Consider the following 25,374-nt stretch of genomic DNA (forward strand, 5'->3'; position numbering starts at 1 on the left):
AGAAGGGAAAGTGGCCGCCTGGACCGAGGCCGCCCGTGCAGCGGGGGCCGCCCGGTTCCAGGCCAGGGCCGCATATCCGATTTCACCGGCGCTGTGGTGTGGTACGAATGCCTCAAGCCTGGGACAAAGCCGGCAGAACGGGCGGGTTGATGACGACGAGCGGTGGCATGCTGCTGCGAAGACCCGAAGCGCCGCGGCGGGCAAGCTTCCTGGAGCTGTACTTCGACCTGGTGTTCGTCGTCGCGCTCGTCCAGCTCTCGCACGGGCTGGTCCAGGATCTCAGGTGGAGCGGCGCTTTCCAGACCCTGGTGCTGCTGTTGGCGATGTGGTGGGTCTGGTCCGTCACGGCGTGGATAACCGACTTCTACGACCCGCATCGGCCGGCGATACAGCTGCTGGTGACCGCGACCATGCTCGGCAGTTTGGTGATGGTGGTCGCGCTGCCCGATGCGTTCGGCGAGGGAGGTCTGGTCTTCGCAGGCATGTACGTCGCCATCCATGTCGGCCGCCAGATCTTCCTCGTCCTCGTTCTGCGTGGCCATGAACTGCAGAGCAGAAGCGTACGGGTGTTGTTCTGGTTTGGCGTGTCGGCGGTGCCGTGGATCGCGGGGGCGCTCGCGCACGGTGCGGCGCGTGCGGCGTTGTGGACGCTGGCGGTGGCCGTGGACTACACAGCACGCGGATTCCGCTTCCCCACGCCGGGGTTGGGTCGCTCGCCCGAATCGGAATTCCCGATCGCGGCCGAGCATCTGGCCGAGCGGTACCGGCAGCTTTTCGTCATCGCGCTCGGCGAGTTGATCCTGGTCACCGCGTTGACCCTCGATGGCAGCGGCTTCGCGGCTGATCGGACCGCGGCGTTCGTGGTGTCGTTCGTCGGCACGACGCTGTTCTTCCGGATCTACATCTACCGCTCGGGAGAGTTGTTGCCGGCTGCGATCGCAGCGGCGCCCCACCCAGACCGCTTAGCCGTGGCGGCGCTAACCGCTCATCTGCTCATGATGGCCGGCATCGTCGCGACCGCGGTGGGCGACGAACTCGTCATCGCCCATCCACTCGGGCACACACGGCCGGCCTGGGTCGCCGTCATCCTTGGCGGGCCCGCGCTGTTCCTGGTCGGGCGTTCCTTCTTCGAGTACGCGGTGTTCAGCCGCGTGTCCCGGGACCGGGTGATCGGGCTGCTCGTGTTGGTCGCCCTGACACCGCCGATGCTCCTCCTGACGCCGCTACTGGCCGCCATCGCTGCCGTCGCGGTCCTCACCGGGATCGCCATCGCCGACACAGCACGCGCCCGCGGACGCCCACCAGAGCCGCCGTCACCACCCGGCTAGGATCACGGCCATCCCCGACCCCGGCTGACCAGCACAGCCACCGCCCCAACAACCCGGAGGACCCCAGGAGACCACGCCCACCGCCGCGACAGACGGCCCACCACCATGCCCGGAATCAGGTCACATCGACCAAGGGCGATCACCCCCACCGGGCCGAGGGAGCAGACGTCAGGCGCGAATCATCGAGGTTAGATCCTTCGGATCCGCCGAAGAGGTCGCGTGGCTCTTATCCAACGACCGCCAAGAACTCCGAGTAGAACAGGCCCAGGCCGACCGCCACGCAGACGCCGGCAACGATCCAGAACCGGACCACAATGTTGACCTCGCTCCATCCGGCCAACTCGAAATGGTGGTGCAACGGCACCATCCGGAAGACACGTCTACCGGTGGTCCGGAACGAGACGATCTGGATCACCCAGGTCGTCGTGATGATGACGAAGAGCCCGCCGATCATGATCAAAAGCAGCGTCGTGCGGGTTGCCACCGCGAGCCCGCCGATCAGGGCGCCGAGCCCGAGCGAGCCCACGTCACCCATGAAGATCCGCGCCGGGGACGTGTTCCACCACAGGAAGCCCACGCAGGCGCCGGCCGCCGCCGCGGCGATCATGGCGATCTCCAGGGGATCCCGGACCTGGTAGCAATAGTCGTTCACGCGAGCGTACGCGTCGTCGGCGCACCAGTGCCGGTACTGCCAGAACCCGATCAGCGCGTACGCGCCGAGCACCAGGATCGACGCGCCGGTGGCCAGGCCGTCGAGGCCGTCGGTAAGGTTCACGCCGTTCGACATCGCCATGATCACGAAGACGATGACCATGACCGCGCCGACCTTGCCGACGTTCAGCCAGCTGATGTCGCGGATGAGCGAGATGTGTTCGCTGGCCACGGTCTGTCCGTCGGTGCTCGGCACGTAGAGCGCGGCGATGCCGAACCCGCCGCCGACGAGCGCCTGGCCGAGGAGCTTGCCTTTGGCGGACAGGCCATCGGAGTTGCGCCAGCGCACCTTGAGGAAGTCGTCGAAGAAGCCGACCGCGCCGCAGAAGACGAACAGCCCGAGCAGCACCAGGGCCGTCATGGTCGGCCCCTCCTGCGCGATCTGCCGCTCGGGCAGGGTGGTCAGGGCGATATGTCCGGCGACGTAGGCGAAGACGGTCGCCACGATGAAGACAACGCCGCCCATCGTGGGCGTGCCCTTCTTGCCCTGGTTGCTGGCGAGCCCGATGGATCGGATCGGCTGGCCGGCCTTGAGCGCGGTGAAGACGCGAATCGCCACCGGCGTGCCGATCAGGGAGATGATGAACGCGACCGCGGCCGCGACGATGACCGCCCTCACGGGCGAACCTCCACGAGATCCGGATTTCTCACGGCGTCCCCACCAAGCTTCCAGATCAGCGCCTGAGGCACCGACCTGAGCTGGCCGTTCAGATAGTCCTTGGCGAAGTCATCGATCATGAGACACGAGCTTGCCATCCGACGGCGCGCGGAGCAGCCCTGGGCCCAGGGCATCGGCAGGGAGCCCTGGCCCAACACGGCCCACAACAGCCTTCGCACCATCGGCGAACGCGGAACTCGCTGCTCAAGACCACATTCAAGGCGCTGCGCAACGTCAGCCTCAACCCCTGGCGGATCGGCAAGACCACGGCAGCCGCACGCGCTCTGCTGCACTTCGAGCATGCCCGAACCGCATGATCACTGATGGTGGTCGAACCCTTGCGCGGAAAAGCTCATTGACAGACGATCTGCTCATCCGCCCATGCTTCGAGCACGTCGCGAGCCCAACGTGCCATCTCCCCGACTCGAACGGAGTCCTCGGGGCCTTCACTCCCGTGCGCTACCAGTCTGGGACCGGGGAGTCGAACCCCGTGTCTCCGGCACCCAAGGCAGGCGGGTTGCCGTCTCCCTCGCCCCAGAGGGGTTGCCCCCGGCCGGCCCGTGCAGGCGCCGGCCGGGTTCTGCCTATGCCACCCACTGTGGGGTTGAGAATCTGCGACGTCGCCGGCCGCGGCCGGGACGAAAGCAGGGGCGACAGGATTCGAACCTGCAACCTTCGGTTTTGGAGACCGGTGCCCTTCCAGTTGAGCTACGCCCCTATGGAGTTGTTTCAGATACGAAAAGCCGCCCTATCCCTGGCGGGGTGGACGGCTTTCGCGTATGCGTATCCTATTCGCGCCGCCACCCCGGCTTCCAGTTCTGCTCGCTCGCGCAGAGGTCGTGGGCTCGCCCGATCGAGGGCAGCACGACACCGCCGCGCGGCATGAACCGCGTAGATTCGGTGGAGACGTACTGCAACACGGGGAACTCCTCGGGCTGGTTGGGATGACCTTGCTCATTCAAGGTCAGCGCTGCGCCGTTCGGATGGCAACGGATATTGCGAGCCACCTTCATGTGATTCGTGGCCAGCTATACCGAGTGGCTGTCCACGGACAGCCGCTTGAGCATCCCGGCGGTCGCGACGATCAGCATCTCGGCGTCCTCCCGGGTGTACTCGAACTCCTTCGCCACCTCGTCCTTGTCGCCCGCGCCGCTCATCGTCGAGAACAAGTCCTCGACCACGAACGCCCACCGCTCGTCAAGGGTCCGCTGACGTGGCTTCTTCTCCACAGCCGCGCCGAACAGCTTCTGCGTTCCGTACGCGACACGGACCTGCTCCACGGCCCTGCGCGCTGAGACAACCGCCGGATCGACCTTGCCCTGCCGGAGCAGGTCGCGCGCCTCGCACAGCGCCACCACCGCGTCGGTGTAGTCGGCGCCTCTGGCCAGCGGCACCAGCAGTTCGACGAAGGCCCCGGCGTCCACCGGCTGAGGATCCCGCAACGCGAGTGGCCGCGATGCTACTTGTGCCCGAGCATCGACAAGCGAGATCATCAAGCATGCTCGACCCCTCGCCGGAGGACGACGGGACTTCACCGACGGTTTCTACGCCGCATTTCGTGGGTCGTGATCGGGAGATGACGGCGCTTCGCGGCGCCTTGGCCCGGCCACCGGCGATCGTGCTGGTAGAGGGCGAGGCGGGGATCGGGAAGAGCCGACTGCTACGAGAGTGGTTGGCCGCACCGGACCAGCGCCATGCCTTGGTCTCTGTGTGCCCACCGCTTCGCGAGTCGCTGACGTTGGGGCCGATCGTCGACGCGTTCCGCGGGATCGACCGCCCGGTGTCGCGACTACGGCTCACCGAGCTTGCGGGTGCGTTACGACCCCTGTTCCCTGAATGGTCCTCGGCCCTGCCGCCCGCACTGCCGCCCTTGGACGATGCGAAGGCGGCACGGCATCGCCTGTTCCGCGCCCTGGACGAGCTGCTGCGGGCTCTGCGTGTCGACGTTCTCGTGCTCGAGGACGCCCACTGGGCCGACGAGGTGACCTTGGAGTTCCTGCTGTTCGTCACCTCCCGACAGCAGTCGGACGGGCCAAGCCTGGTGATCTCCTACCGGCCGGAGGAGGTGGACGACGGATCGCTGTTGCTGCGGCTGACGTCCCGGTTGCCCGCTGGCGTGACCCAGCTGAGGATTGCCCTGGCGCCGATGCGACCCAACGACACGGCAGCGCTGGTGTCCTCGATGCTGGACGGCAACCCGGTATCGCAGGAGTTCACGGCGTTCATGCACGAGCGGACCGGTGGCGTTCCTCTGGCGCTGGAGGAGTCGGTTCGCCTCATGTGCGACCGTGCCGACCTCGTCTTCCGCGACGGACAGTGGGTCCGGCTGAGGTTGCGCGAGCTACAGGTGCCGCCAACGGTGCGCGACTCCACCCGGGAGCGGGTGGGCCGTCTGTCGCCGGCGGCGCAGCAGGCGTTGCGCGCCGCGGCCACGTTGGCTGAACGGTCGTCGCTGGCCACGATCGCGATGACCGCCGGTCTGTCACCGACTGCGTGTCGAGGCGCTGTCGCGGAGGCGGCCGACGCCGGCGTCCTGGACGGAGACGACCGCGGCCAGTGGCGATTCCGGCACGTACTGGCCGCCACGGCTGTCTACGAAGCGATCCCGTTGACCGACCGCAGACACTTCCACCTGCTGGCCGGCCGCGCCTTGGAGGACATCCAGCCGCCGCCTGTCGCACGCCTTGCCCACCACTTCCGGGAGGCGGGCGAGACGCGGTCCTGGGCGCGGTACGCCGAGCAGGGTGCCGAGCTGGCCATGGCCTCGGGTGACCACACCAAGGCAGTCGACCTGCTGGTCGATCTGTTGTCGTGGGCCGTGTTGCCGCCGTCGGATCGGGCACGAGTCGCGCGCATCGCCGGAGTGGCCGCACTGGGCCGTCGCGAACCGGTCGACGAGGTCCACCACCGCGTGATCCGTACCTTGCGCTCGGTGCTGGAGACCCCGGGTCTCTCCGCCCGCCAGCAGGCCGAGATCCGAAACCCCCTGGGTCGGCTCCTGATCACCGGGGGTGAGGCGCAGGCCGCCCTCGGCGAGCTGGAGCAGGCGGTGGCCAACCTCGACCATGACCCGGTCGAGGCGGCTCGGGCAATGACCTACCTCGGATGGGCCTATGCGGGACCGTGGCCGGCGTCGACCCACCGGCGTTGGCTGGATCGCGCCGCCGAGCTCGCCGCCGAATTCGATTCCCCCGCGGAGCGGCTGAACCTGGCCGGCAACCGAGCTGCGGCGTTGCTCATGCTCGGCGCAGAGGAGGCCTGGGACGTCGTCGCCGGCCTGCCCACCGACGGTGCGAGCTCGGCGGAGCGTCTCGACGTGGCCCGCATCCACGCGAATGTCGGGACCGGTGCACTGATCTGGGGTCGGTACGCCGACGCGGACAAGCACCTCGCCGCGGCCATGCGCCTCGCCGAGGCCGAGCAGGCGTCCCGGTTGCAGCACAACGTCCGACTGGAACAGGCCAACCTGGCGTGGCTCACCGGCCGGTGGGAGGGTCTCGCGGAGCGAAGCGCGGCACTCGCCGATGCCGACCGGGACCGGCCGGCGCACTACCTCGGCAGCATTCGCCTCGCGGCCCGGCTGGCAGCCGCAGCCGGACGGCGGCGCGCTGCGGAGGAGCAGTTCCGGCTCGTCCTCGAGGAGTCCGCCCGTCTCGGCGCAGCCGATGACACGATGGAGGCCGCCGCTGCGCTGGCCAGACTGTGGCTGACGGACGGAAACAGCGCCCGGGCGCTGCAGGTCACGAACGAGCCGATGGACACCGTCCGGAGAAAAGGCATCTGGGTCTGGGCGACGGACCTCGTCCCCGCCCGGGTCGAGGCGTACCTTGCCGCAGGCGACCTGACGGCTGCGACACGCCTGGGCGACCAGTTCGCCAGAGGACTACGTGGCCGGACGGCGCCTGCGCCTCGCGCCGCGCTCACCGTGTGCCGCGCCCTGCTGCTTGCCGCAGCCGGAGACCACGCCAGCGCGGCGACGGCATACGATCGTGCGGCGCGCGCCTGGAGCGCGTTGCCACGCCCGTACGACGCCATGCTCGCCCGCGAGCGTCAAGCCGAGGCGATCCTCGCGCACGGCCAGTTCGAACCGGGCCGGGAGCTGTTGGCCGCGCAGTACGAGCAGCTGTTCAGGCTCGGGGCCCGCGGCGACGCGGACCGTGTCGCACAGCGGCTTCGCGAACACGGCGCCGAGGTTCCGCGACTGTGGCGCGGCGGCCGACGAGGGTACGGCGACCAGCTCTCACCTCGCGAGCTCGATGTGGTCCAACTGGTTGTCGCCGGCAAGACGAACCGGGAGATCAGCCGGATCCTGGCCAAGTCTCCGGCCACGGTGGATCAACAGCTACGTGCGGCGATGCGCAAGCTGAAGGTGACCTCCCGGACCGCGCTCGCGGTCAAGGCGGTGGAGGCCGGAGTGTTCGCAGAAGAGGACTCCCTCGACGGCGCGTCGTGAATATTGACGTATCCGCTGGATAGCGAAGGACGCTCGTCGCGCCCGAGCATGACTCCATGATCCATAGCCCTGGGCCGATGCATGGCTGAGCGACCTGTCGCGCGTGACGACTCCGCCATCGAGCACCAGCCACCTCTCGAGCTGTCGCGCGAGCCGCGCGCCAGCGCAGGCGACGTCTCCGACGCCCGCGACGCCGATGGTGTCGACGACCACGAGAGCCACGACCCCTACCAGCCCCTGTAGGCGGAAGGACCTTTCATGAGACTCAAAGCCCTCGCGGCTTCGCTGGCCGCAGCGGTCGGCCTGAGCATCATTCAGCCATTACCGGCGTCCGCCGCTGAGCCGGATCCCGGCGCGGCCGCCAAGAAGATCGAGTCGAGCCTGAAGGACCGCTTCCGCGCGCAGCCGGCTTCCGACTTCTGGATCACGTTCGGCGCCAAAGCCGACCTCGGGCCGGCCAAGAAGATCACCGACTGGACCGCTCGCGGTCAGTTCGTCTACGACGCGCTGACCGCGGCGGCTAAGAACTCCCTGGCATCGGTCTCCACCGAACTCGACCGGGCAGGCGTCAAATACACCTCGTACCCGATCGCCAACACCGTGCTCGTCAAGCAGGGCACCGAGAAGCTCGCCCTCGACGTGGCCTCCAAGGTGCAGGTCGCCGAGATCCACGCGACGCCACAGGTCGCGCTGGTCGATCCCGTGGACGAGAAGATCCCCACCGACCAGGCTGCCCGCCCCGCCGCCCCGAAGGGCGCGGCCGAGGAAGGCACCGCCACGTGGGGTCTGGACGCCATCCACGCCCCCGAGGCGTGGGCCATGGGCGCCACCGGTGCGGGCATCACCGTGTCCAACCTCGACTCGGGTGTGCAGTTCGATCACCCCGTCCTGAGGCACCAGTACCGCGGTGCAAAGCCCGACGGCACCGTCGACCACAACTACAACTGGATGGCCACCCGGGGCACGTGCACGGGCGCGCCGTGCGACGACAACGGACACGGCACCCACACCATGGGCACCATGGTCGGCGACGACGGCACCAACCACGTCGGCGTCGCCCCGGACGCGCAGTGGATCGCGACGAACGGCTGCTGCGACAACACCGGCGTCGAGTCGCTGCTCCGGTCGGGCTGGTGGCTGCTCGCCCCGACCGACGTCCAGGGAAACAACCCTGACCCGTCCAAGCGCCCGCACGTCATCAACAACTCGTGGGGCCAGACCGTCGAGCACAACTTCGACGACTTCTTCCGGGCCATCGACGAGGCGTGGAGCGCCGCGGGCATCTTCAGCGTCTGGTCGTCGGGCAACACCGCGCCGTACGCGGCCTGCGACACCGTCTCCTCGCCGGGCTCCGCCGAGAGTGCCTACTCCGTCGGCGCCTACGCCTCGGACGGCAGGCTGGCGCCGTTCTCCCGCAAGGGTGAGGGTGAAGGTGGCCGGATCAAGCCCGAGATCTCCGCCCCGGGCGCCGGCGTCCTGTCGTCCTACCCGGGCAACAGCTACACCGAGATGTCCGGCACCTCGATGGCGGCACCCCACGTCGCCGGCGCCGTCGCGGCGCTGTGGAGCTACGACCCGACCCTCATCGGGCGGGTCGAGGAGACCCGTCGGCTGCTCGCCGAGTCGGCCGTCGATGTCGACGACACCGAGTGCGGCGGCACCGCCGAGGTCAACAACAAGTACGGCGAGGGCCGGCTCGACCTCGTCCGCCTGCTCGAGCTCGCGCCCAAACAGGGTGGCACCCTCACCGGTGTCGTCACCGCTGACGGCGCCCCGGTACCCGCCGCCGAGGTGACGATCAGCGGTCCGTTCAGCCGGTCGATCGGCACCGACAAGGACGGCCGGTTCACCACGAACCTCCCGGTCGGCGACTACCAGCTCAGCACCAAGGTCTTCGGCTACCTGACCGCGACCGCCAACGTCACGATCACCCTCGGCCAGGACACCTCCGTCAAGCTGCCGCTCACGGCCGCCGCGAGGCACGACATCAGCGGCAGGGTCGTCGACGACAAGAAGCGACCCGTCCCGAACGCCGACGTCTCCGTCAAGGACACGCCGCTGAAGCCGGTACGCACGGATGCCGACGGCGCGTTCACGATCGCCGGTGTCCCCGAGGGCGGGTACACGCTGACCGTCAAGCCCAACGCCTGCTTCTCGCCCACGACGGTCCCGCTGACCGTCGGCGCGCAGAACGAGTCGCCCGAGATCCCGGTCGGGCTCGTCGTCGACAAGGGCGGCTACAGCTGCGCCGTGTCCGACGGCGAGCACCTGCGCGGCACCGACCCGGTCGCGTTCCCCAGCGGCGTGTGGGCGACGGTGAAGCTGCCGTTCCCGATCGCGCTCTACAACGGCAGCCACGACACCCTCGGCGTCAGCCTGCGCGGTGTGATCTCCCCGGACACCAGCACCGGACCCGGCAGCGGCGGTGCGGGCGTCTTCCCGTTCTACGTCCAGACCCCCGTCGAGTTCGCCCCCGGCGGGGGAGTCTTCACGGCGGCCGCCAAGGTCGACGGCGAGGACGCGTTCGTCGTCGAGTTCCGCAACGCCAAGATCTGGGCCTACCCGATCCGGTCGGAGTACACGGAGCCGGTCAACTTCTCGGCCACGCTCACCCGCTCGGGCAAGGTGATCTTCGGGTACGGCGACGGCATCGGCACCGACGACCCGGTGACCGGCGGCGCCCGCACCATCACCGGCATCCAGGGCTGGGCCGGCGTCGACGGCATCCGGTTCTCCGACAACGCCCCGGTGCTGCACGACGGGATGATCGTCACCTACGACCTTCCCGAGTGGGGCTACCTCGACGCGACCGTCGTCGACCAGAACGACGGGCTGCCGGTGTCCGGAGCCAAGGTGTCGTTCACCGACAAGGACGGCCTCGTCGAGAGCGTCACGACCAACGGGATGGGCATCGTGCATCGCCAGCTTCCGGTCGGCGACTACACGATGACCGTCGAGGCGACGCACTACACGACCGCGGCGTACCCCTTCTCCCTCGACGAGCTCTACGCCAAGGCCAAGATCGACGCACGGCTGACCACGGGTGTCGCCGGCCTGAAGGCCGACGGCCTCGACGCGGTGCTGGGCACCGATCAGAAGGGCGTCGGCACGCTCACGCTGACCAACACCGGCTCGGCACCGCTGACGTACAACCTGGGCGAGGCCGCGCGCCACCCCGAGCTCGACGCCGCCAGCGCCACGACGCGTACCGGGAAGGGTGCGGACAGCACGATCGACCTCACCGCGTGGAAGGCCGGTTCCAGCGGCATGAAGCCGTCGAACGCCGACGGCAAGGCTGCGACGACGACCAAGGCGGAGGCGCAGGCGGCCGCCAAGGTCGGCCCGACCTCCGGCGGGGATGTCATCACCCGGATCCCCATCCCGGGCACGATCGCGGAGAAGGAGCCCACCGGCATCGGGTACGACGGCGACGTCTGGGTCCACGACTACAACGCGCGGACCAACACCGCCTACACGGTGGCGGGCAAGCGGACCGGGAAGGTCTTCGACGCCTCGTGGAACCCCGCGTACCGGGCGTTCGACATGGCGCTCGACACCAGGACCGGTGACATGTGCCAGATGGAGGACAGCCCGGCCAGCTACATCCACTGCTTTGACCGGGAGACCGGGAAGGAAACCCGGCAAATCAAGGGTGACTGGTCCACGCTGCAGCTGACCGGACTCGCCTACAACCCGACGGAGGACGTGTTCTACGTCGGCGGCCGGGCGAACGGCATGATCGGAACCGTCGCCGGGACGTCGCACGGCAACGCGGGTGCGCTGCTGTCGTTCTGCGCGCCGCCGCTGCCCGAGGTGATGGGCCTGGCCTACAACCAGGCGTCCGACACCATCTGGTACACCGACCTCACCTCGAACCGGCCCACCCGCCTCCTGCAGGTCGACCCCGTCGACTGCTCGCTGGTCAACGCGTGGTGGTTCCCGGGCCAGAAGGCGACCCAGGGCGGCGGCCTCGAAACCGACTCGACCGGGGCGCTGTGGGCGGCGGACCAGGTCGCCGATGACGTCGTGCTGGTCGACGTCGAGGACGATCTGCTCACCGACCTGCCGTGGCTGTCGCTCTCCTCGACCGGCGGCACCCTCGCCCCGGGTCAGTCGACGACCGTCAAGGTCTCGCTCTCCTCGAAGGACGCCGAGCCAGGAGTCCTCGGCGCGAACATCGTGGTGCGGTCCGACTCCGGACGCCAGTCCAAGACCTACGTCCCGGTGACGCTCACGACCACGAAGTACCAGGTCGGCGTCAACGCCGGCGGAACCTCGTTCACCGACGGCTCCGGCTTCACCTGGTCCGCCGACCAGGCCTCCCGCAACGGAGCGTGGGGCTACGAGGGGAAGACGAAGGCCGCCTCCACGCAGGCCGGGATCGAAGGTACGACGGACGACATGCTGTTCCAGTCGCAGCGCACCACGCCGGACAAGCAGTTGTTCTACCGCTTCCCTGACACGCCCAAGGGCACCTACGCGATCGACTTCGGGTTCGCCGAGATCGAGGAGGTGGCCAAGGGCAAGCGGGTGTTCGACGTCCTCGTGGACGGAACGCTGACGGAGTACGCGTACGACGCGGCCGCGGCCGTGGGGCCGGACGCCGCCGACTGGCGCACCGCCGTCGTGAAGCACGAGGGCGGTCCGCTGACCGTGGAGCTGCGGGGCTCGAAGGGCCTGAAGGCCCCGGCCATTGCCGCGCTGCGTGTGACGCTCGACCCGCGCGCAGACACCGCGGAGCCGGAGCCCCAGCCCGAGCAGCCGGAGCCGGGCCCCGTGCCGGTGGCCCCCGCCGGTCGCTCGTACACAATGAGGGTGACCGACGGGCTCTACCGCCAGGGTACGGAGGAGTCCGGGTGGCACGGCGATGACGTCTGCGGCGTGCTGTGGTTCGACTCCAGCTTCCTGTTCCCGTTCTACGACACGGCCTGGGACGGCGTGTGCGTGACGACGAACGGCACGTTGGTCTTCGACCGCGTCAGCGTGCGGAGGGGCAACACGTCACTGCCGTCGCCCAGTCCGATCGACGCGATCTATCCGCTCTGGGACGATCTCTTCGTCGACGACCAGGCAGGCATCTACTTCGGCACGACCGAGGTGGACGGGCTGGCCGCGCAGGTCATCGAGTGGCGCAACGTCGCCTTCTACAGTGACCGGACGGCTCGCGTGAGCTTTTCGGTCACCCTGATCGCCGACGGACGGATCCAGATCGGGTACGGCGACGGCGTCGGCGGCGACAACCCGCTCACCCGGGGGTCGTCGGCGACGGTCGGCGTGGAGAGCCTGACGCGCAACCCCGCGAGCCAGTACTCCTTCAACCAGCCCGTCCTGAAGGCCGGCCTGGGGCTGGAGTACACCCTCCCGGCTGCGGGCACGATCGAGGGCACGGTCACCGACAAGAACGACGGCAAGCCGATCGAGGGCGCGATCGTCACGCTCAAGGGGCCGAACGGTGAGCGGGTCATCACGGCCGACGCCAAGGGCCGGTGGAAGGCTCAGGCGCTGGTCGGCGAGAACACCGTGCAGGTCGAGGCGCCGAACTACGTCACCGCCAGCCACCCCGTGACCATCGCCAAGAAGGACCAGGCCGAGGTCGTCGACACGGCGTTGACCACGGGCGTCGCCACCCTCACCGGAGGTGACTTCGACTGGCTCCTCGACAAGGACCAGAGGGCGACGGCCGACGTGACCGTGACCAACACCGGCTCCGCCCCGCTCGAGGTGCGGCTCAGCGAGCAGAAACGCACCAGCGACGGCGGGCACGAGGCCGCCGACCTTCCGTGGCTGACCCTCACGGGCGCGGCCGCAACCGGCACGGTCACGCTGGCGGCCGGGGAGTCCACCACGGTCACGGCGACGGCCGACAACGCCGACGTCGAGCCCGGCGTGCTCGTCGGGGACGTGCTCGTGGCATCGAACGCCGGCAAGAGCGAGACCCAGCTCAAGCCGGTCCGCCTGGCGACCTCGGCCTACTGGCAGGGCGTCGACGTGGGCGGATCCGGGCACGTCGGCACCGACGGCTTCGTCTGGTCGCCCGACCAGCAGCTCGGCTCGCGGCCGTGGGGCTACGTCGGCGGCAAGGCGCGTACCACCAAGGCCGACATCGCCGGCACCGAGGACGACGCGCTGTTCCGCACCCAGCGGACCGGCGAGACGTTCAGCTACGTGTTCAAGAACGCGCCCGCCGGAACGTACCGGATCGGCCTCGACTTCGCGGAGATCGAGAAGGTCAAGGCCGGCAAGCGTACCTTCGATGTTCTGGTCGACGGCAAAGCCGTGCTCCACGACCACGACGTGCAGGCGAAGGTGGGTGCGCTGACCTCGGACGTGAACACGGTCACCGTGGAGCACGCCGGTGGCGATCTGAAGATCGAGCTTCGCCGCGAGATCGGCGAGCGCGACCCGATCCTCAACGCCCTGAAGGTCCAGCAGGACCCGCGCCTGTGAGATAGCCGAACCGATCCACCAACAGTGGTCAGAGCCTCCTCGGTAAGGATCGCCGGGGAGGCTCTGACCACGACTACCGAGTTTGCGGCTTCGGACCGTACTCGCACACTTGGTGGCAAAAGAATGCGAGTTCCTCAGCGCGAAGGCCCGTTACCGGTGGTTCCGGCGACGGGCTCGCTACCTGCAGATATCCATATACTGGGATCGAACCAGTGACCTCTTCGGTGTGAAACAGGACGCTGCACCGCCTCTGACCTGCGAAAACGTGGAGCCGCAGGCAGGGGTGGGTGCAGTTGAATACCGTCCGAAGCCGTTGGACGCAGTTCACAGCCGTTCAGTGCACCCAGCTGCTCCCAACCTGCTCCCCCGAACCGGCCCTGCATCGGGCGGCCGACGTCGGGATCGTGAGCTGCCAGCCCAGCAGCTTGGCGGCTGGCACCAGCGCTGACTCCTGCAGCCGCATCGGATTGCAAAGCACGTTCACGAACGCCGCGCCTGTCAGCGGCAGATGTGCGCGCCGAAGCTCCGCCGAAGCTCGGCGAGTAGCCAGGTCGCTGTCACAACGGCTCGGGGCCAGTGGCCCCGGAGCAGTCCGCGAATGTCCAGTTCGCTCTGACTGATCTTACACTGGGGACCATCGAAAACAGCGTGCACTGGATCAGAGACGTCACCTTGGTGAGGACCGCAATCGGCTCGCCGGCTGGGCGAACACCGTCAGCGCCCGCCGCGCCCACACCAACCAAGCCGCAACCCTGGCACTAAATGGCATCTCGTAACCAACCGGACAGTCGCGGACTACTCCGAGGCCCTGGGCTCGGGGCAGCCTCGGTTCAGTTAGTATCTCTGCCCTCTACCGATAGTGAAGGCGGGGCTCGTGAGCTCAGCGGAGCGGCGCAACCGGTATTTGAGCGCGCTGTACGACTACCAAGAGAAGACCCCGGGACTGGCGCCGAACGTCGTCGACCTTTTCGGCGAGGAACCGGACGAACAAGAGGACATGCTTTGGCGTGACACGGTCCGCGGTCTTGATCTCGAGGGCTACGTTACGGCGTATGAAACGGGTGTGACCGCCACGATCACTGATTCCGGCCGCGCCTTGGTCGAGGAACGGCGAGCTATGGTCGCCAACCCAGCATTTCAGCGGCGAGTCGCCGTCAACGGCATTCTCCACCGGCTCTACCACCAGGACCCGGACGGCACCGGATGGCTACAACTCGAATCCCTCTTTGGCATCCAGATCGACGGCGTGCCGATCAGGGAGCAAGTCCTACGACGGGCAACCGTCTACTTGGTCGGGCAGGGGCTGGCGAAAGGCGGCACCACTGCCCCTGACGTCGCCGGATACCTCACACTGCAAATCACTGATGCCGGTCAGAGGTGTGTCGAGTCGGGAAAGGACGTTGACGAGTTCATGAGCGACAGCGCGCCAAAGGCAGGAAACGTGTTCAACATCCAGACTATCAACGGCGGCAGCTTGGCAGTCGATGCCACCAACTTTAGCCAGACGTCGACGACGTATACCGGTTCCCCTGCGGATGACCTCAAGATTCTGCTTGCTGCCTTGGCGGAGAGTCTGCCGGTCTTCGCGCTCACCGAGGAGCAGACCGAAGCTGTGTCTCGCGACATCGAGGTTCTTGAGGGCGAGGCTGAGCGAGCCAACCCAAATCAGCGCTTCATTCGGGACCGGCTCATGGAGACGCTTGACACTGTCGTCGGAGCCGGGAACCAGGCACTTGGGCTAGTCCTGATGGGCATGGCGAAGAAGTGGGCCGTCGACGTCGGGCTGCCGATCGGCGAGGCTTAGGTGGTGCGGCGCCGCATTCGACGAAGGTGACCGACGTGAAACCGGCTCGATTCAGAACGGCACTTGTCTGGGAAGACGGACCTACTCACATCAGCCATGACCGTGGCAGCTTGAGCGGCAACAAGCTGTGACGGTGCGTCGCGCGGATCGCGGCATGAGAGCGTGTGCCGGGCACAGGTGCGGGAGGAACTTCGGCAATGGGTTGCGGTTATTCGTACCGGCCTATCCGCATCAGGATCTCCTCCAGTCGCGCTACATCATGCGGGAATTGCACCTCCAACATTTCGCTAAGCCGTGCCGCGGTCCTGCCGAATCTCGAATCTTCTAGCGCGTTGGCCAAGCGCACCATCCCTCGGACGGCTTCGCTATCCAAGCCACTGGAGGCGGAGAGGACGGCTGTGATCGCCTTGAGCTCCCGAACCGTGTCAGCAGTAACGGTGCCGGTCTGCTCGAGTTGCTTCGTGATTCTCTCCAAGCGGCTCAGGGGTGGTTCGGCAAGCTTTACCAGCGCATTCATCAGTGCTCCGGTGTTGACCACACGCAGGTCCTTGAGCACCGATCCGTGGTCACCTTCGTGCTCGATCTTCCAGCGGCGCAGCACGTCTACTGGGTAGAGGTGTGCGCTGTCCTTGCCGTCGACTTCCTCGTGGTGTGCCTGGCAAAGCAGCAGCAGGTTCTCGAACGAGTCGCGCATGGAGGCCGGCATGTCCGGCCGGTAACGAGGCGCGCCGGGCCGGACCCCGTAGATGTGCGCTACCTGGGCGTTCTTCTGGAAGTGCCCGCGGCGAACCTCGAACACGACCGGGAACGGGCACCCAGGGGCGTAACAGCGGCCGTTGCTCACCGTCCACAGCGCGGCCAGCATCGCCGGCGATATGCTCTTGCGTTGGCCTGCGCCCTCAGCGGGCGCCGGCTCTTCGGTGTTGTTCGCCATGCCCTCAGGTTGACGGCAGGGTATGACAGGGAGTACAGGCTGATGACTGCGATACGGCGGTCCGGCAACTCGGCGGGTTGGGTGGGCCTCGAACGCAGCGTCTCACCACGCAACACCGCTCAGCGCGGCCGAGCACCGTGGCGGCCCGATGTCCGAGGCCCGGACTAGGGTCGGCGCCGTGAGAGCGATGGACTGGCTGCCCGAGGCACTGCACCCTGTAGCGATGCGCTTGGCGCACGCCGATCAACTCGCCTTCGAGTTGGCCGAGATCGCGCTGGCGTGGTCGCGAGGGCCGGACGACGAGGGACCGCTGAGGCTGAGGCAGGTGGAGCGGACGCCCGGCTACCTGGAGGTCGAGGTGGTCACGATCAGGCCGCTGCCGCCCATCGCCGCCATGTTATTCAGCGGGGCTGTCCACCACCTGCGGTCAGCCATCGACAACGTGGTGTTCTACATCGTGGAGAGAAATCGCGATAAGCCGCTGACCGACTCACAGGCTCGGGCCGTGAGCATGCTGATCTACGAGAACCCGAAGAAGTTCGAGGACAAGGTGAAGGGCCTCGTGAAGCAGGGGCTCACTGAATTTGCGACCACCGCCACCCTGGGCAAGCGCATCGCTGCGCTCCAGCCCTTCGCCGACAAGGCATCCGTCCCGGCAATCCCGCCAGCCTTGTCGATGCTGATGGGCGGCCCCGACCCGGCCAGCGAGCATCCGCTGGTTTTGCTTCGCGACTACTCCAACGAGGACAAGCATCGCACCATCCGCCTCGCCGCCGGCCGGTCGCTGGTTGAGCGGCTGGACGATGGGCCACGGACTCGCCAACTCGGCATGCGGCACATCGAGGTCGGCACCGTCCTTGAGGTCGTCCAGAAGGGCGTGCTCACGCCCGTGCACACCTCGCCCGCGCTGCACGTGCAGCGCCCGGACCGCGGCGTCTGGGTCAGCCCCGGCTACGAGCTTGACTGCCTCTCGCGGCACGTCGCCGACGTCGTGCTACCGACGCTGATCACCGGCATGGCACTGCCGGGCGGACTACCCGCGCTGGTGGACCTAAGCGACACCGGAACGCCGCTGGCCGAACGCCTGCGGCAGGGCGGGACCCGGCGCGCACACGACCGTGCCCGTGAGATGGTCGCGAAGGCGTACTGGGATGCGATGGAACGGGACTGGCAGTTCCCGCCGATCGTGGCCGGGACCGATCCGGAGCAGGAGAAGTTTTGAGCAGCGGCCCGTCCGCGTGATCCGGAGCTCTGCCGACCTCCCAGCGGAGTATTGGCGACGCGACCGCTCATCGGCATGTGCGGACGTCGTCGACCTGTGATGCGGAGCCGCCGGTGCTGACGCCTTCGGGCGCGCCGAAGAGGTCACCGAGCAGGAATCCCTGGTCAGCGCACTGGTGATGGGATCGGAGTATCAGCTCCTGGGACAGGCACCCGCGCCTGCGTGGTTGGCAGCAGAGCCAGACGTCGATGCAGCGGCCACGCTCCTGGCCCATCCAGGTGTTCGACACGGCTATCGACTCAGACCGATCGTAGATCCGCAGCGGAGTGACCACTTCGGTCTTCACTGGGAGGTCAAGCACGCCAGACCGCCACATCGTTGCTGCTCACCGCCCTGGCCGGGCCGAGGGCGGTGAGCACTTCGCTAGCGCTGACCACTTCGGTGACGTGCACCCAATCTGCTCCCAGCGCAAGGCCCAGCCCGTCCACCGGCTCGTTACCGCCCCGAGCTGCGCACACTCCCCTACCAGGCGAGATAGAGCACCATTGAAGTCCGTTCAGCGCCGTTGAGCACTGCGTCTGAAACAGGACGCTGCACCGACTCTGACCTGCGGAAACGAGAAGCCGCAGGCAGGGGTGGGCGCAGTTGGCTGCTGTTCCCTGCGGTTGGATGCCGTTCGGAGCCGTTCAGGACACCCGGCTGCTCCCAACCTGCTCCCCCAAACCGGGCGCCACGTCGGGCTTGCGACCGCCGGCCGCGGCCGTGCCCGACCCGCAGGTCGCCGTCCACGATGCGCGGCGCACCTGCGCCACGCTCCTGGCCGACCTCGACGTCCACGCGAGAGTCGCCATGCAGGTGCTCCGGCCTGCCCGCTTCTCCGTGACCATGGAGATCGATGCCCAGGTTTCATCGAAGAGTTGCGCCGCCAGCCGCAGTGCGTCAGCTCGGCCGCTCCAGCCTGGCTCGGTGGTGGCGAGCAGGGCGTCGAGTTCGCGTTCGGCCTCGGCGGTACGCTCGGCGCGGGCGAGGACTTCTGCTGCGGCGTAGCGCAACGACGGGTCATGGAAGTGGTCGGCGGCGTCGCGGGTTCACCGGCAGCGAGGTGGAGCGGCTACGGGACATGGCCGGCAAGGCCCTCGCAGGTCACCGCTTCCGCGCGAAGAGCGCCCCGCTGCGGTCCGACATCGTCGAGATGTGGGAGGCCAAGACGCGCGGCGATTCGTACGAATGACTCGGGTGGAGCGTCGGCAGAACCGGACTCCATCCGGCGATGGCGCGGGCTGCGACAGACGCGGCACGACGGCGATGTTCGGGACCATGAGCGTCAAGCCGATGCTGGTGGTGACCATCGCGGTGAAGATCGGGTTCCGCGCCGCGGCGAACAGCCCGCCGATGACCAGCACGGTGTGCTCGACGCCGAGGCGCCAGGAACTTACCCATCGCGACCTGCGCAACGAGCGTCGCCCCGACACCCATCACAGCGATGGCCAGCCCTGCGGCCGCCGCACCGGAAGGACTCAGCCGGCCGGTGTGTGTGGTGGATTTGGTCACGGTGGTTGCCGGCCGGGCAGTGGGGCGGGGTAAGGTTCGGGCTGCGAAGGGGAGTAGTCCTCCAAGCGCATGATCGACATGCTGACTCGCCTGTGGCGGGTCCGGTCATGCGGCCCCTGCTCGGCGGGGGTGGGCGAGACCTTCGGCTCTGGCTGTACGTGCAGCCGGGCCGAGGTCGCGCCTGTGTGCTTCCCGGCCCGGCTCTGACCGGGAAGGCGCCCCATTCTTATGACCGGGTTCTTCATCGCGCTCGCGGTGAGCTTCGGTGTCATCTTCGTCGCCGAAGTGGGCGACAAGTCCCAGCTCATGGCGCTCACCTTCGCCACGCGCTTCAAGCCCTGGCCGGTGCTGGTCGGCATCACCATCGCCACGGCGATCGTCCACGCCGTGTCCGTCGCCGTCGGCTACGGTCTCGGTGCGGCCCTGCCGACGGGGTGGATCGCCTTGCTCGCTGCGATCGCGTTCTTCGCCTTCGGCGCCTGGACGCTTCGCGGTGACTCCCTCACCGACGAGGAGGAGGCGAAGGCGGAGAAGACCACCAAGAAGGCGATCATCGCCGTCGGAGTCGCGTTCTTCCTCGCCGAACTCGGCGACAAGACCATGCTGGCCACCGTCACCCTCGCCACCCAGTACGGGTGGTTCGGGACCTGGCTGGGCTCCACCGTCGGCATGGTCGCCGCTGACGCCCTCGCCATCATCGTCGGTCGGGCATTGGGCAAACGCCTCCCCGAGAAGACCATCAAGTACGGCGCCGCGGCCCTGTTCGCAGCCTTCGGGATCTGGCTGCTCATCGATGCCATCGGCAAGCTCACCTAACCCCGTCACCTCTTGGCGGGAGCAGGTGAGAAGCGCCTGTCGGCTGTGCCTGCTCCCCTTCCATCCCACGGGAGCCCGCTGTGTTCACCACCCTGGCTAACTACACCCTTCTCATTGCCCCCGGTCTCACCCTGTTCACCGCCTGCCTCCTCCTGGCGCGCCGGTTAGCGTCCCCGGCAGTGTCTATCGCCGTTCTCATCGGCGGTTTCGTCCTCATCCGCGACGCCATGACTCCCACCGGGCTGTGGACGGTAGGCACGGCCGGCGGTGTGGCTCCGTGGATCAGGCTCACCACCAACACGGCCCTCCTGGCCACCCTGGCCGTCGTGACGTTGGGGTTGACCGTCCTCGTCCTGGCCACCCATCCGCAGCTGCGTGTCCTGGTCGATTGGGGTCGTCCCACCCCAGCCGTTCTCGGCTCGGGTGTCGCCGGTGCCGTCGCCGCCGCCGCGCCCGTGCTGGCCATCTCCCAACTGTGGCCGCTATCGGAGCGGGGCGGCCCTGTGCCCACATCAGCATGGGCGGCGCTGCTGTTGTTCTGCCTCACTGGGAACCTCTTCGAAGAAGTCCTCTTCCGCGGATTCCTGCAAGGACACCTCGAACAGCACACCACCTCCACCCACGCCGCATTGCTGTCGGGGCTGCTGTTCGCCGCCTGCCACACCTACCTCGCCGCCACCGTCACCGACGCCGGCTGGCCCCTGCTGGCGTTCACGGCCTGGGAAGGACTCATCTGCGCCTGGCTGCGCATGCGCTACGGACTCATCCCCGCCGTCCTCACCCACGGTCTCGCCATCACCGCCCTCACCAGCGGAATCGTCTAGGAACCGGAGAGCACACATGAACCTGCCCCGTCTGCTGTGGGACGCCCGCCGCGCGAAGCGAGGCGGCCCGGACGCCATCGCACGCCGGCAACGGCACCGGTTGGCAGCGATCGTCGACCACGCCCGCGCCAGCTCGCCGTTCTACCGCCGCCGCTACCGCGACCTGCCTGACCGGGTCACCGACTCGGTCGTGCTGCCGGTGGTCGACAAGAAGACCCTGATGGCGCACTTCGACGACTGGGTCTGCGACCCCGCCATCACCCTCGACACCGTCCACCGGTTCGTCGACGACCCCACCCTGGTCGGCCAACGCCTGCACGACCAGTACACGGTGACCACCACCTCGGGAACCACCGGCACCCACGGCATATTCATCCAGGACCACCACGCCCTGACCGTCGCCGGCGCCATGGCCGCCCGCATGCTCGCCTCGTGGCTCACCGCCCGCGACGCCGCGACGATCCTCACCGCCGGCCGCAGGATGGCCCTGGTGGTCCCGACCGGTGGGCACTTCGCCTCCGCGACCGCCGCCGCCCGACTATCAGCCAACCCCCGGCGGGCGAAAACCACCAGCGTGTTCTCCGTCCACAACCCCATGCCCACGCTCGTCGATGGCCTGAACCGGTTCCGGCCCGCGATCCTCGCCCCCTACGCCACCGTCGGGGCGATGCTCGCCAGCGAAGCCGAAGCCGGTCGGCTGCGCATCGACCCGGCGCTGGTGGTGCTGTCCGCCGAAGGACTCCCACCACCGGAGTACCAGCGGATCGCCGCCGCGTTCAACGCGAAGGTCGGCCACAGCTACGCCGCCAACGAAGTCCCATTCCTTTCCTACAGCTGCCGCCACCACTGGCTTCACGTCAACGCCGACTGGGTCATCGTCGAACCCGTCGACGCCGACCACCAACCTGTTCCACCCGGGCAGCCCTCCCACACCGTGCTGGTCACCAACCTCGCCAACCAGATACAGCCGATCCTGCGCTACGACCTCGGCGACTCCATCCTCACCCGACCCGACCCCTGCGAATGCGGCAACCCGCTACCCGCCATCCGGGTCCAAGGCCGCGCCGCCGACCTGCTCACCCTCACCACACCCGCCGGCACACCCGTCACCATCGCGCCGCTCGCACTGGCAACCCTGGTCGAACGCATCCCCGGCGTCGAGCTGTTCCAAATCGTGCAGACCGCGCCCACCGCCCTACGCGTCCGCCTGCTACCCGCCGCCGGCACCGACCCCGACAACCTGTGGGGCACCGTGCACGCCGACCTCACCAACCTGCTTGCCAGCCACAGCCTCGGCCACGTCGACGTCGAACGCGCCGACGAGCCACCGCAACAAACCACCGGTGGAAAGTACCGCCAGATCATCCCGCTGCCCCAACCCCGCTGACCTGTGTCCGCGAACGATCGTTCGCGGACACACTAGGTCGGCGGCATGTCCACGCAGGTCGCAGGTGTAACGCAACCCGTGTCCGCGGCAATGTCACGCAAACGGTCCGGCACACGCAACCGATACAGTCCCCGGGTATGCGGATCGGCTACGGGCGGGCATCCACCCGCGACCAGAACCCCAACGGCCAACACGACGCCCTCACCGCCGCCGACTGCGACCCGATCTTGTCGACAAGGGCTTTGAGGTCCTTGTCCGCGGATTTGATCTTCTTGTCGATACCTTCGAGTTCACTGATGAGTTCGACGGCGAGGCGGCGTCTGGACTTGCCGACGATGTCTCTGGGCTTGACGGTGGCGACCAGCGCGCGGGCCTGCATCTTGTAGCGGTGGGTCGTTGACGATGTGCCGGTGGTGCGTCGGGGTGAGGCGACCGACGAGGCATGGGCGGTGATCGCGCCGCTGCTCCCGAGCCTGGTGGGTCGCGGGGGCGGTGGCGGGATCACCGGAGGTCATCAATGGGATCTTGTGGAAGCTGCGCACACCGGTGCAGTGGACGGTCAGCATCGACTCCTCGATCGTGCGGGCGCATCAGCATGCACCGAGGGTGGAGCCGAGGATCTTGGGGGACAGGGACCTCGGCTCCGCGCAGTGAGGGGTGCTGGCGACAAGATCGTTCTACGAAGCGCTCCGCCAACCAGGAGCCTTCGTGTCCCACGCTAACGCTGCTCTGACTCCCTGCTGTTGCAGCGAGTTCCCGAGCCGAAGGCGCACAAGAGGAGGATGCATCTGACCCTGCGCGTACCTGACCTGCAGGCGAAGGTGGCTCGGCTGGTGTCTCCCGGGCCCGACTTTGGTCGGCGGGCGTTGGTGCCGCGCCCGTCGCCGAGGCAGGGAAACCGATCCACAGGCCGCGGTCGTCAACTCGTCGCACCATCTGCGAGAGCCGTGGGAGAGTGGCGTTGGTGCACTCGGCCAGCGCGGTCATCCCCAGCGTCGGGCGCCTTGGACAGCATCACGAGTACGCAGTACTACTCGAAATTGGTCAGGTCCGCGTTGTGGGGCAGCTGGAGTTCAGCACGCCCTGTCAACCACTGCGTGCTCAGCCTCTTACTTGAAGCGTCAACCATTCGTGAAAGGAAGAGCCTCATGGCACGCATCTCGATCATCGGCACCGGGAACATGGGCCAGGCCATCTCCGCCGTTGTCACCAAGGGCGACAACACCGTCGAGTTGCTCGGCAAGAACGACACCGACAAGCCGGTCACCGGCGACATCGTCGTGCTCGCCGTGCCCTACCCGGCCGTGGACCAGGTGCTGACCCAGCGCGCCGGCCAGCTCGACCACAAGATCATTGTCGACATCACCAACCCGGTGAACTTCGAGACTTTCGACTCCCTGACCGTTCCCGCCGACTCCTCGGCCGCCGCGGAGATCGCCGCGAAGCTCCCAAGCTCGCGGGTGCTCAAGGCGTTCAACACCACCTTCGCCGGCACCCTCGCCGCAGGAACCGTCGGCCCGCTCACCACCACCGTGCTGGTCGCCGGCGACGACGCCGACGCCAAGGCCAGCCTCGTCGGCGTGGTCACCGCCGGCGGGCTGAAGGCGATCGACGTTGGCTCCCTCAAGCGCGCCAGGGAGATGGAGGCCCTCGGTTTTCTGCAAATCAGCCTGGCCGCGAACGAGAAGGTCACCTGGACCGGGGGCTTCGGCATCGTCAACTGACCCACACCTAGCCGGGGTCAGGGCGTTGACGCGTGCGTGTCACCACGGTCCCCACTCTCCAGGACGCCCTGAGGATGCGCAGCGCGGCTGCTCGTAACCTCGCCGCCCCGGCCCCCGGGCATCCCCCGCACCCGACCTCGCGGTCTTTACTGGTCTTGGTTCCACCGGCCGATTGATGGTGTTGGTGGAACGATGGAAGACGTGGGAACTGCGAAAACTGATATGCCTGCCATCTCGCCGCTGGCTGGCGAGCCGATCAAGCGTGCCGATGCCGAGCGGCTCGCGGGAGTGCTGAAGGCAATCGCCGACCCGGCCCGACTCCGACTGCTCAGTCTGATCCAGGCCGCCCCGGAGGGCGAGGCGTCCGTCAGCGACCTCACCGCGCCGCTCAACCTCTCCCAGCCGACCGTGAGTCATCACCTGCGGATCCTCACCGAGGCCGGCCTGCTCGAGCGTGACAAGCGCGGCGTCTGGGCCTACTACCGTCTGGTGCCGTCCGCGATCACGGCGATAGCCGACCTCTTGACACCGCCCCGTAAGCGAGCGACGAAGAAGGCCCGCTGAGCGGCACCGTCGAGGGCCGGGCCACCGCAGCAGGCTGGCACGATAATCCGGTACGCATCACCCCTGGCCTCGTGGCCTCCGCGCGTGCCGGCGTACGCTCCTCGCGTAACATCCGGTGCTGTCGATCGGATCCCCGAAGTGGCGGTGATCGGCGGTGCCTGGCTGGTGCGGCAAGGGTGGCGGGAAACCGAGGGCTGCTGTGGATCGGGGCCGGAGTCATCGTGCTCGGGTTCTACGGCTTCGTCGCCACCGTTCAACCCGACCCGAACTTCGGCCGTATCCAGGCCGCCTACGGCGGCGTCTTCGTCGCGGCTCGCTGGCCTGGGGAATGGTCGTCGACAAGTTCCGCCCCGACCGCAACGACTGATCGGCGCGGTCATCTGCCTTCTGGGAGTGGCCGTCATCATGTACGCGCCACGCAGCAGCTGACGCTGGCCGTCATGCTCGCTGGCGTGGATCCGACTGGTCATGGGTGCGGACGTTCCTTGTGCCCGGCTTCGAGGAGTTGGATCATCTCGGCGATGCGTTGGGGGCGCTGATCCGGTCGCCGTTTGGTGGCGTCGATCCAGCGCAGGTAGGCCTTGCGGTAGAACTGCGCGAGCGAGTCGAAGAATGCCGCGGCCTGCGGATGTGCATCGAGTGCGGCGGCCACGTCCTCGGCGAGGTCGGAGCGTTGGGGGCCTTCCGGTTCGATGGTCACGGTGACGGTGTCACCGACGGTGAGGCCGCAGCCGCGCAGCCAGGCTGGGCCGAGGGTGAACCCGAAGCCGTGAGCCTCCTTCTCGACGATCCCGCGCACGCCCATGCCGTTGACGGCGCCGCGGATGTGGTGGCGGGGCTTGGTTCCCCAAGCGGTGTCGGGGTCGAAGGGCACCGGGATCAGGACGCGATTCCGGGTGGCCGCGGCGACGATGGCGGTGAACTGTTGTCTCTTTACAGAGCCGTCCATGT

The 25,374-nt window shown here is 67.9% G+C and carries 19 protein-coding genes, 2 tRNA genes and 4 pseudogenes; 16 read left to right on the top strand and 9 right to left on the bottom strand.

Annotated elements, in window-relative coordinates:
* Positions 1-167 precede the first annotated feature (167 nt).
* Positions 168-1,328, top strand: a complete 1,161-nt coding sequence (locus FHX32_RS22550; protein WP_486481269.1) for a low temperature requirement protein A — start codon at positions 168-170, stop codon at positions 1,326-1,328.
* 226 nt (positions 1,329-1,554) lie between these two features.
* On the opposite strand, the gene mraY is transcribed toward FHX32_RS22550, so the two are convergent.
* A complete protein-coding gene (gene mraY, locus FHX32_RS22555) occupies positions 1,555-2,658 on the bottom strand; it encodes a phospho-N-acetylmuramoyl-pentapeptide-transferase (RefSeq protein WP_167186827.1) in 1,104 nt (367 codons plus the stop codon).
* Positions 2,655-2,777, bottom strand: coding sequence for a hypothetical protein (locus FHX32_RS35355; RefSeq protein WP_486481270.1), 123 nt, complete (start codon positions 2,775-2,777; stop codon positions 2,655-2,657). Before FHX32_RS35355 ends, mraY begins: the two co-directional genes overlap by 4 nt.
* 114 nt (positions 2,778-2,891) lie before the next feature.
* Here FHX32_RS35355 and FHX32_RS22560 point away from each other — a divergent pair.
* Positions 2,892-3,014: pseudogene (locus FHX32_RS22560) on the top strand (IS5/IS1182 family transposase); the annotation flags it as partial.
* Between the two features lie 149 nt (positions 3,015-3,163).
* Here FHX32_RS22560 and FHX32_RS22565 read toward each other — a convergent pair.
* The 4 genes from FHX32_RS22565 to FHX32_RS22580 all read right to left on the bottom strand — a co-directional run bounded on the left by FHX32_RS22565 (position 3,164) and on the right by FHX32_RS22580 (position 4,121).
* A tRNA-Pro gene (locus tag FHX32_RS22565) sits at positions 3,164-3,235 on the bottom strand.
* A gap of 107 nt (positions 3,236-3,342) precedes the next feature.
* A tRNA-Trp gene (locus FHX32_RS22570) sits at positions 3,343-3,415 on the bottom strand.
* Between the two features lie 70 nt (positions 3,416-3,485).
* The gene (locus FHX32_RS22575) at positions 3,486-3,710 is read right to left on the bottom strand and encodes a hypothetical protein (protein ID WP_167186415.1); all 225 of its coding nucleotides are present in this window, start codon (positions 3,708-3,710) and stop codon (positions 3,486-3,488) included.
* Positions 3,711-3,725: 15 nt separating this feature from the next.
* A complete protein-coding gene (locus FHX32_RS22580; protein ID WP_167186831.1) occupies positions 3,726-4,121 on the bottom strand; it encodes a hypothetical protein in 396 nt (131 codons plus the stop codon).
* Between the two features lie 74 nt (positions 4,122-4,195).
* Here FHX32_RS22580 and FHX32_RS22585 point away from each other — a divergent pair, with 74 nt between their 5' ends.
* The 4 genes from FHX32_RS22585 (at position 4,196) to FHX32_RS22600 (ending at position 15,401) form a co-directional block, all read left to right on the top strand.
* Complete coding sequence (locus FHX32_RS22585) at positions 4,196-7,150, top strand: LuxR family transcriptional regulator (protein WP_167186834.1); 2,955 nt, start codon at positions 4,196-4,198, stop codon at positions 7,148-7,150.
* An 81-nt stretch (positions 7,151-7,231) separates the two neighbouring features.
* A complete protein-coding gene (locus FHX32_RS22590; RefSeq protein WP_167186837.1) occupies positions 7,232-7,393 on the top strand; it encodes a hypothetical protein in 162 nt (53 codons plus the stop codon).
* Positions 7,394-7,408: 15 nt separating this feature from the next.
* The gene (locus tag FHX32_RS22595; RefSeq protein ID WP_167186840.1) at positions 7,409-13,597 is read left to right on the top strand and encodes a S8 family serine peptidase; all 6,189 of its coding nucleotides are present in this window, start codon (positions 7,409-7,411) and stop codon (positions 13,595-13,597) included.
* Between the two features lie 874 nt (positions 13,598-14,471).
* Complete coding sequence (locus tag FHX32_RS22600; protein WP_167186843.1) at positions 14,472-15,401, top strand: hypothetical protein; 930 nt, start codon at positions 14,472-14,474, stop codon at positions 15,399-15,401.
* Positions 15,402-15,609: 208 nt separating this feature from the next.
* Here the strand turns inward: FHX32_RS22600 and FHX32_RS22605 are convergent, their stop codons facing one another.
* Positions 15,610-16,335, bottom strand: a complete 726-nt coding sequence (locus tag FHX32_RS22605) for a hypothetical protein (protein WP_208419154.1) — start codon at positions 16,333-16,335, stop codon at positions 15,610-15,612.
* Between the two features lie 178 nt (positions 16,336-16,513).
* Between FHX32_RS22605 and FHX32_RS22610 the strand changes: the two genes are divergently transcribed.
* The 6 genes and pseudogenes from FHX32_RS22610 (at position 16,514) to FHX32_RS22635 (ending at position 22,135) form a co-directional block, all read left to right on the top strand.
* Positions 16,514-17,557, top strand: a complete 1,044-nt coding sequence (locus FHX32_RS22610; RefSeq protein WP_167186845.1) for a hypothetical protein — start codon at positions 16,514-16,516, stop codon at positions 17,555-17,557.
* 777 nt (positions 17,558-18,334) lie between these two features.
* Positions 18,335-18,505, top strand: a pseudogene (locus FHX32_RS35360) (site-specific integrase); the annotation flags it as partial.
* 369 nt (positions 18,506-18,874) lie between these two features.
* Positions 18,875-19,141: a hypothetical protein gene (locus FHX32_RS22620; RefSeq protein WP_167186848.1), complete on the top strand. Its 267-nt coding sequence runs from the start codon at positions 18,875-18,877 to the stop codon at positions 19,139-19,141.
* Positions 19,142-19,336: 195 nt separating this feature from the next.
* Positions 19,337-19,924, top strand: coding sequence for a TMEM165/GDT1 family protein (locus FHX32_RS22625; RefSeq protein ID WP_167186851.1), 588 nt, complete (start codon positions 19,337-19,339; stop codon positions 19,922-19,924).
* Between the two features lie 80 nt (positions 19,925-20,004).
* Positions 20,005-20,748, top strand: coding sequence for a CPBP family intramembrane glutamic endopeptidase (locus FHX32_RS22630; RefSeq protein ID WP_167186854.1), 744 nt, complete (start codon positions 20,005-20,007; stop codon positions 20,746-20,748).
* A gap of 16 nt (positions 20,749-20,764) precedes the next feature.
* Complete coding sequence (locus FHX32_RS22635; protein ID WP_167186856.1) at positions 20,765-22,135, top strand: phenylacetate--CoA ligase family protein; 1,371 nt, start codon at positions 20,765-20,767, stop codon at positions 22,133-22,135.
* Between the two features lie 148 nt (positions 22,136-22,283).
* Here FHX32_RS22635 and FHX32_RS34630 read toward each other — a convergent pair whose 3' ends face one another.
* On the bottom strand, positions 22,284-22,514 hold the full coding sequence (locus tag FHX32_RS34630; RefSeq protein ID WP_208419156.1) for a hypothetical protein: 231 nt from the start codon (positions 22,512-22,514) through the stop codon (positions 22,284-22,286).
* A 34-nt stretch (positions 22,515-22,548) separates the two neighbouring features.
* Here FHX32_RS34630 and FHX32_RS34635 point away from each other — a divergent pair.
* The 4 genes and pseudogenes from FHX32_RS34635 to FHX32_RS22660 form a co-directional block, all read left to right on the top strand.
* A pseudogene (locus tag FHX32_RS34635) lies at positions 22,549-22,735 on the top strand (transposase); the annotation flags it as partial.
* 548 nt (positions 22,736-23,283) lie between these two features.
* Positions 23,284-23,859: an NADPH-dependent F420 reductase gene (locus FHX32_RS22650; protein ID WP_167186867.1), complete on the top strand. Its 576-nt coding sequence runs from the start codon at positions 23,284-23,286 to the stop codon at positions 23,857-23,859.
* A 192-nt stretch (positions 23,860-24,051) separates the two neighbouring features.
* Positions 24,052-24,423 (top strand): metalloregulator ArsR/SmtB family transcription factor, encoded by a 372-nt coding sequence (locus tag FHX32_RS22655; protein ID WP_167186870.1) that lies wholly within the window; start codon positions 24,052-24,054, stop codon positions 24,421-24,423.
* Between the two features lie 129 nt (positions 24,424-24,552).
* Positions 24,553-24,852: pseudogene (locus FHX32_RS22660) on the top strand (YnfA family protein).
* A gap of 37 nt (positions 24,853-24,889) precedes the next feature.
* Here FHX32_RS22660 and FHX32_RS22665 read toward each other — a convergent pair.
* The gene (locus tag FHX32_RS22665) at positions 24,890-25,372 is read right to left on the bottom strand and encodes a YdeI/OmpD-associated family protein (RefSeq protein ID WP_167186873.1); all 483 of its coding nucleotides are present in this window, start codon (positions 25,370-25,372) and stop codon (positions 24,890-24,892) included.
* Positions 25,373-25,374 lie beyond the last annotated feature (2 nt).

The organism is Micromonospora sp. CNZ280 (assembly GCF_011759515.1).

Bases quoted from the DNA above. Each gene is read 5' to 3' on its own strand.
- FHX32_RS22655 (WP_167186870.1), top strand. From the start codon at position 24,052: ATGGAAGACGTGGGAACTGCGAAAACTGATATGCCTGCCATCTCGCCG.
- FHX32_RS22575 (WP_167186415.1), bottom strand. From the start codon at position 3,710: ATGAAGGTGGCTCGCAATATCCGTTGCCATCCGAACGGCGCAGCGCTG.
- FHX32_RS22550 (WP_486481269.1), top strand. From the start codon at position 168: ATGCTGCTGCGAAGACCCGAAGCGCCGCGGCGGGCAAGCTTCCTGGAG.
- FHX32_RS22650 (WP_167186867.1), top strand. From the start codon at position 23,284: ATGGCACGCATCTCGATCATCGGCACCGGGAACATGGGCCAGGCCATC.
- FHX32_RS22590 (WP_167186837.1), top strand. From the start codon at position 7,232: ATGGCTGAGCGACCTGTCGCGCGTGACGACTCCGCCATCGAGCACCAG.
- FHX32_RS35355 (WP_486481270.1), bottom strand. From the start codon at position 2,777: ATGATCGATGACTTCGCCAAGGACTATCTGAACGGCCAGCTCAGGTCG.
- FHX32_RS22635 (WP_167186856.1), top strand. From the start codon at position 20,765: ATGAACCTGCCCCGTCTGCTGTGGGACGCCCGCCGCGCGAAGCGAGGC.
- FHX32_RS34630 (WP_208419156.1), bottom strand. From the start codon at position 22,514: ATGCAGGCCCGCGCGCTGGTCGCCACCGTCAAGCCCAGAGACATCGTC.
- FHX32_RS22625 (WP_167186851.1), top strand. From the start codon at position 19,337: ATGACCGGGTTCTTCATCGCGCTCGCGGTGAGCTTCGGTGTCATCTTC.
- FHX32_RS22620 (WP_167186848.1), top strand. From the start codon at position 18,875: ATGAGCGTCAAGCCGATGCTGGTGGTGACCATCGCGGTGAAGATCGGG.
- FHX32_RS22585 (WP_167186834.1), top strand. From the start codon at position 4,196: ATGCTCGACCCCTCGCCGGAGGACGACGGGACTTCACCGACGGTTTCT.
- FHX32_RS22665 (WP_167186873.1), bottom strand. From the start codon at position 25,372: ATGGACGGCTCTGTAAAGAGACAACAGTTCACCGCCATCGTCGCCGCG.
- FHX32_RS22595 (WP_167186840.1), top strand. From the start codon at position 7,409: ATGAGACTCAAAGCCCTCGCGGCTTCGCTGGCCGCAGCGGTCGGCCTG.
- FHX32_RS22605 (WP_208419154.1), bottom strand. From the start codon at position 16,335: ATGGCGAACAACACCGAAGAGCCGGCGCCCGCTGAGGGCGCAGGCCAA.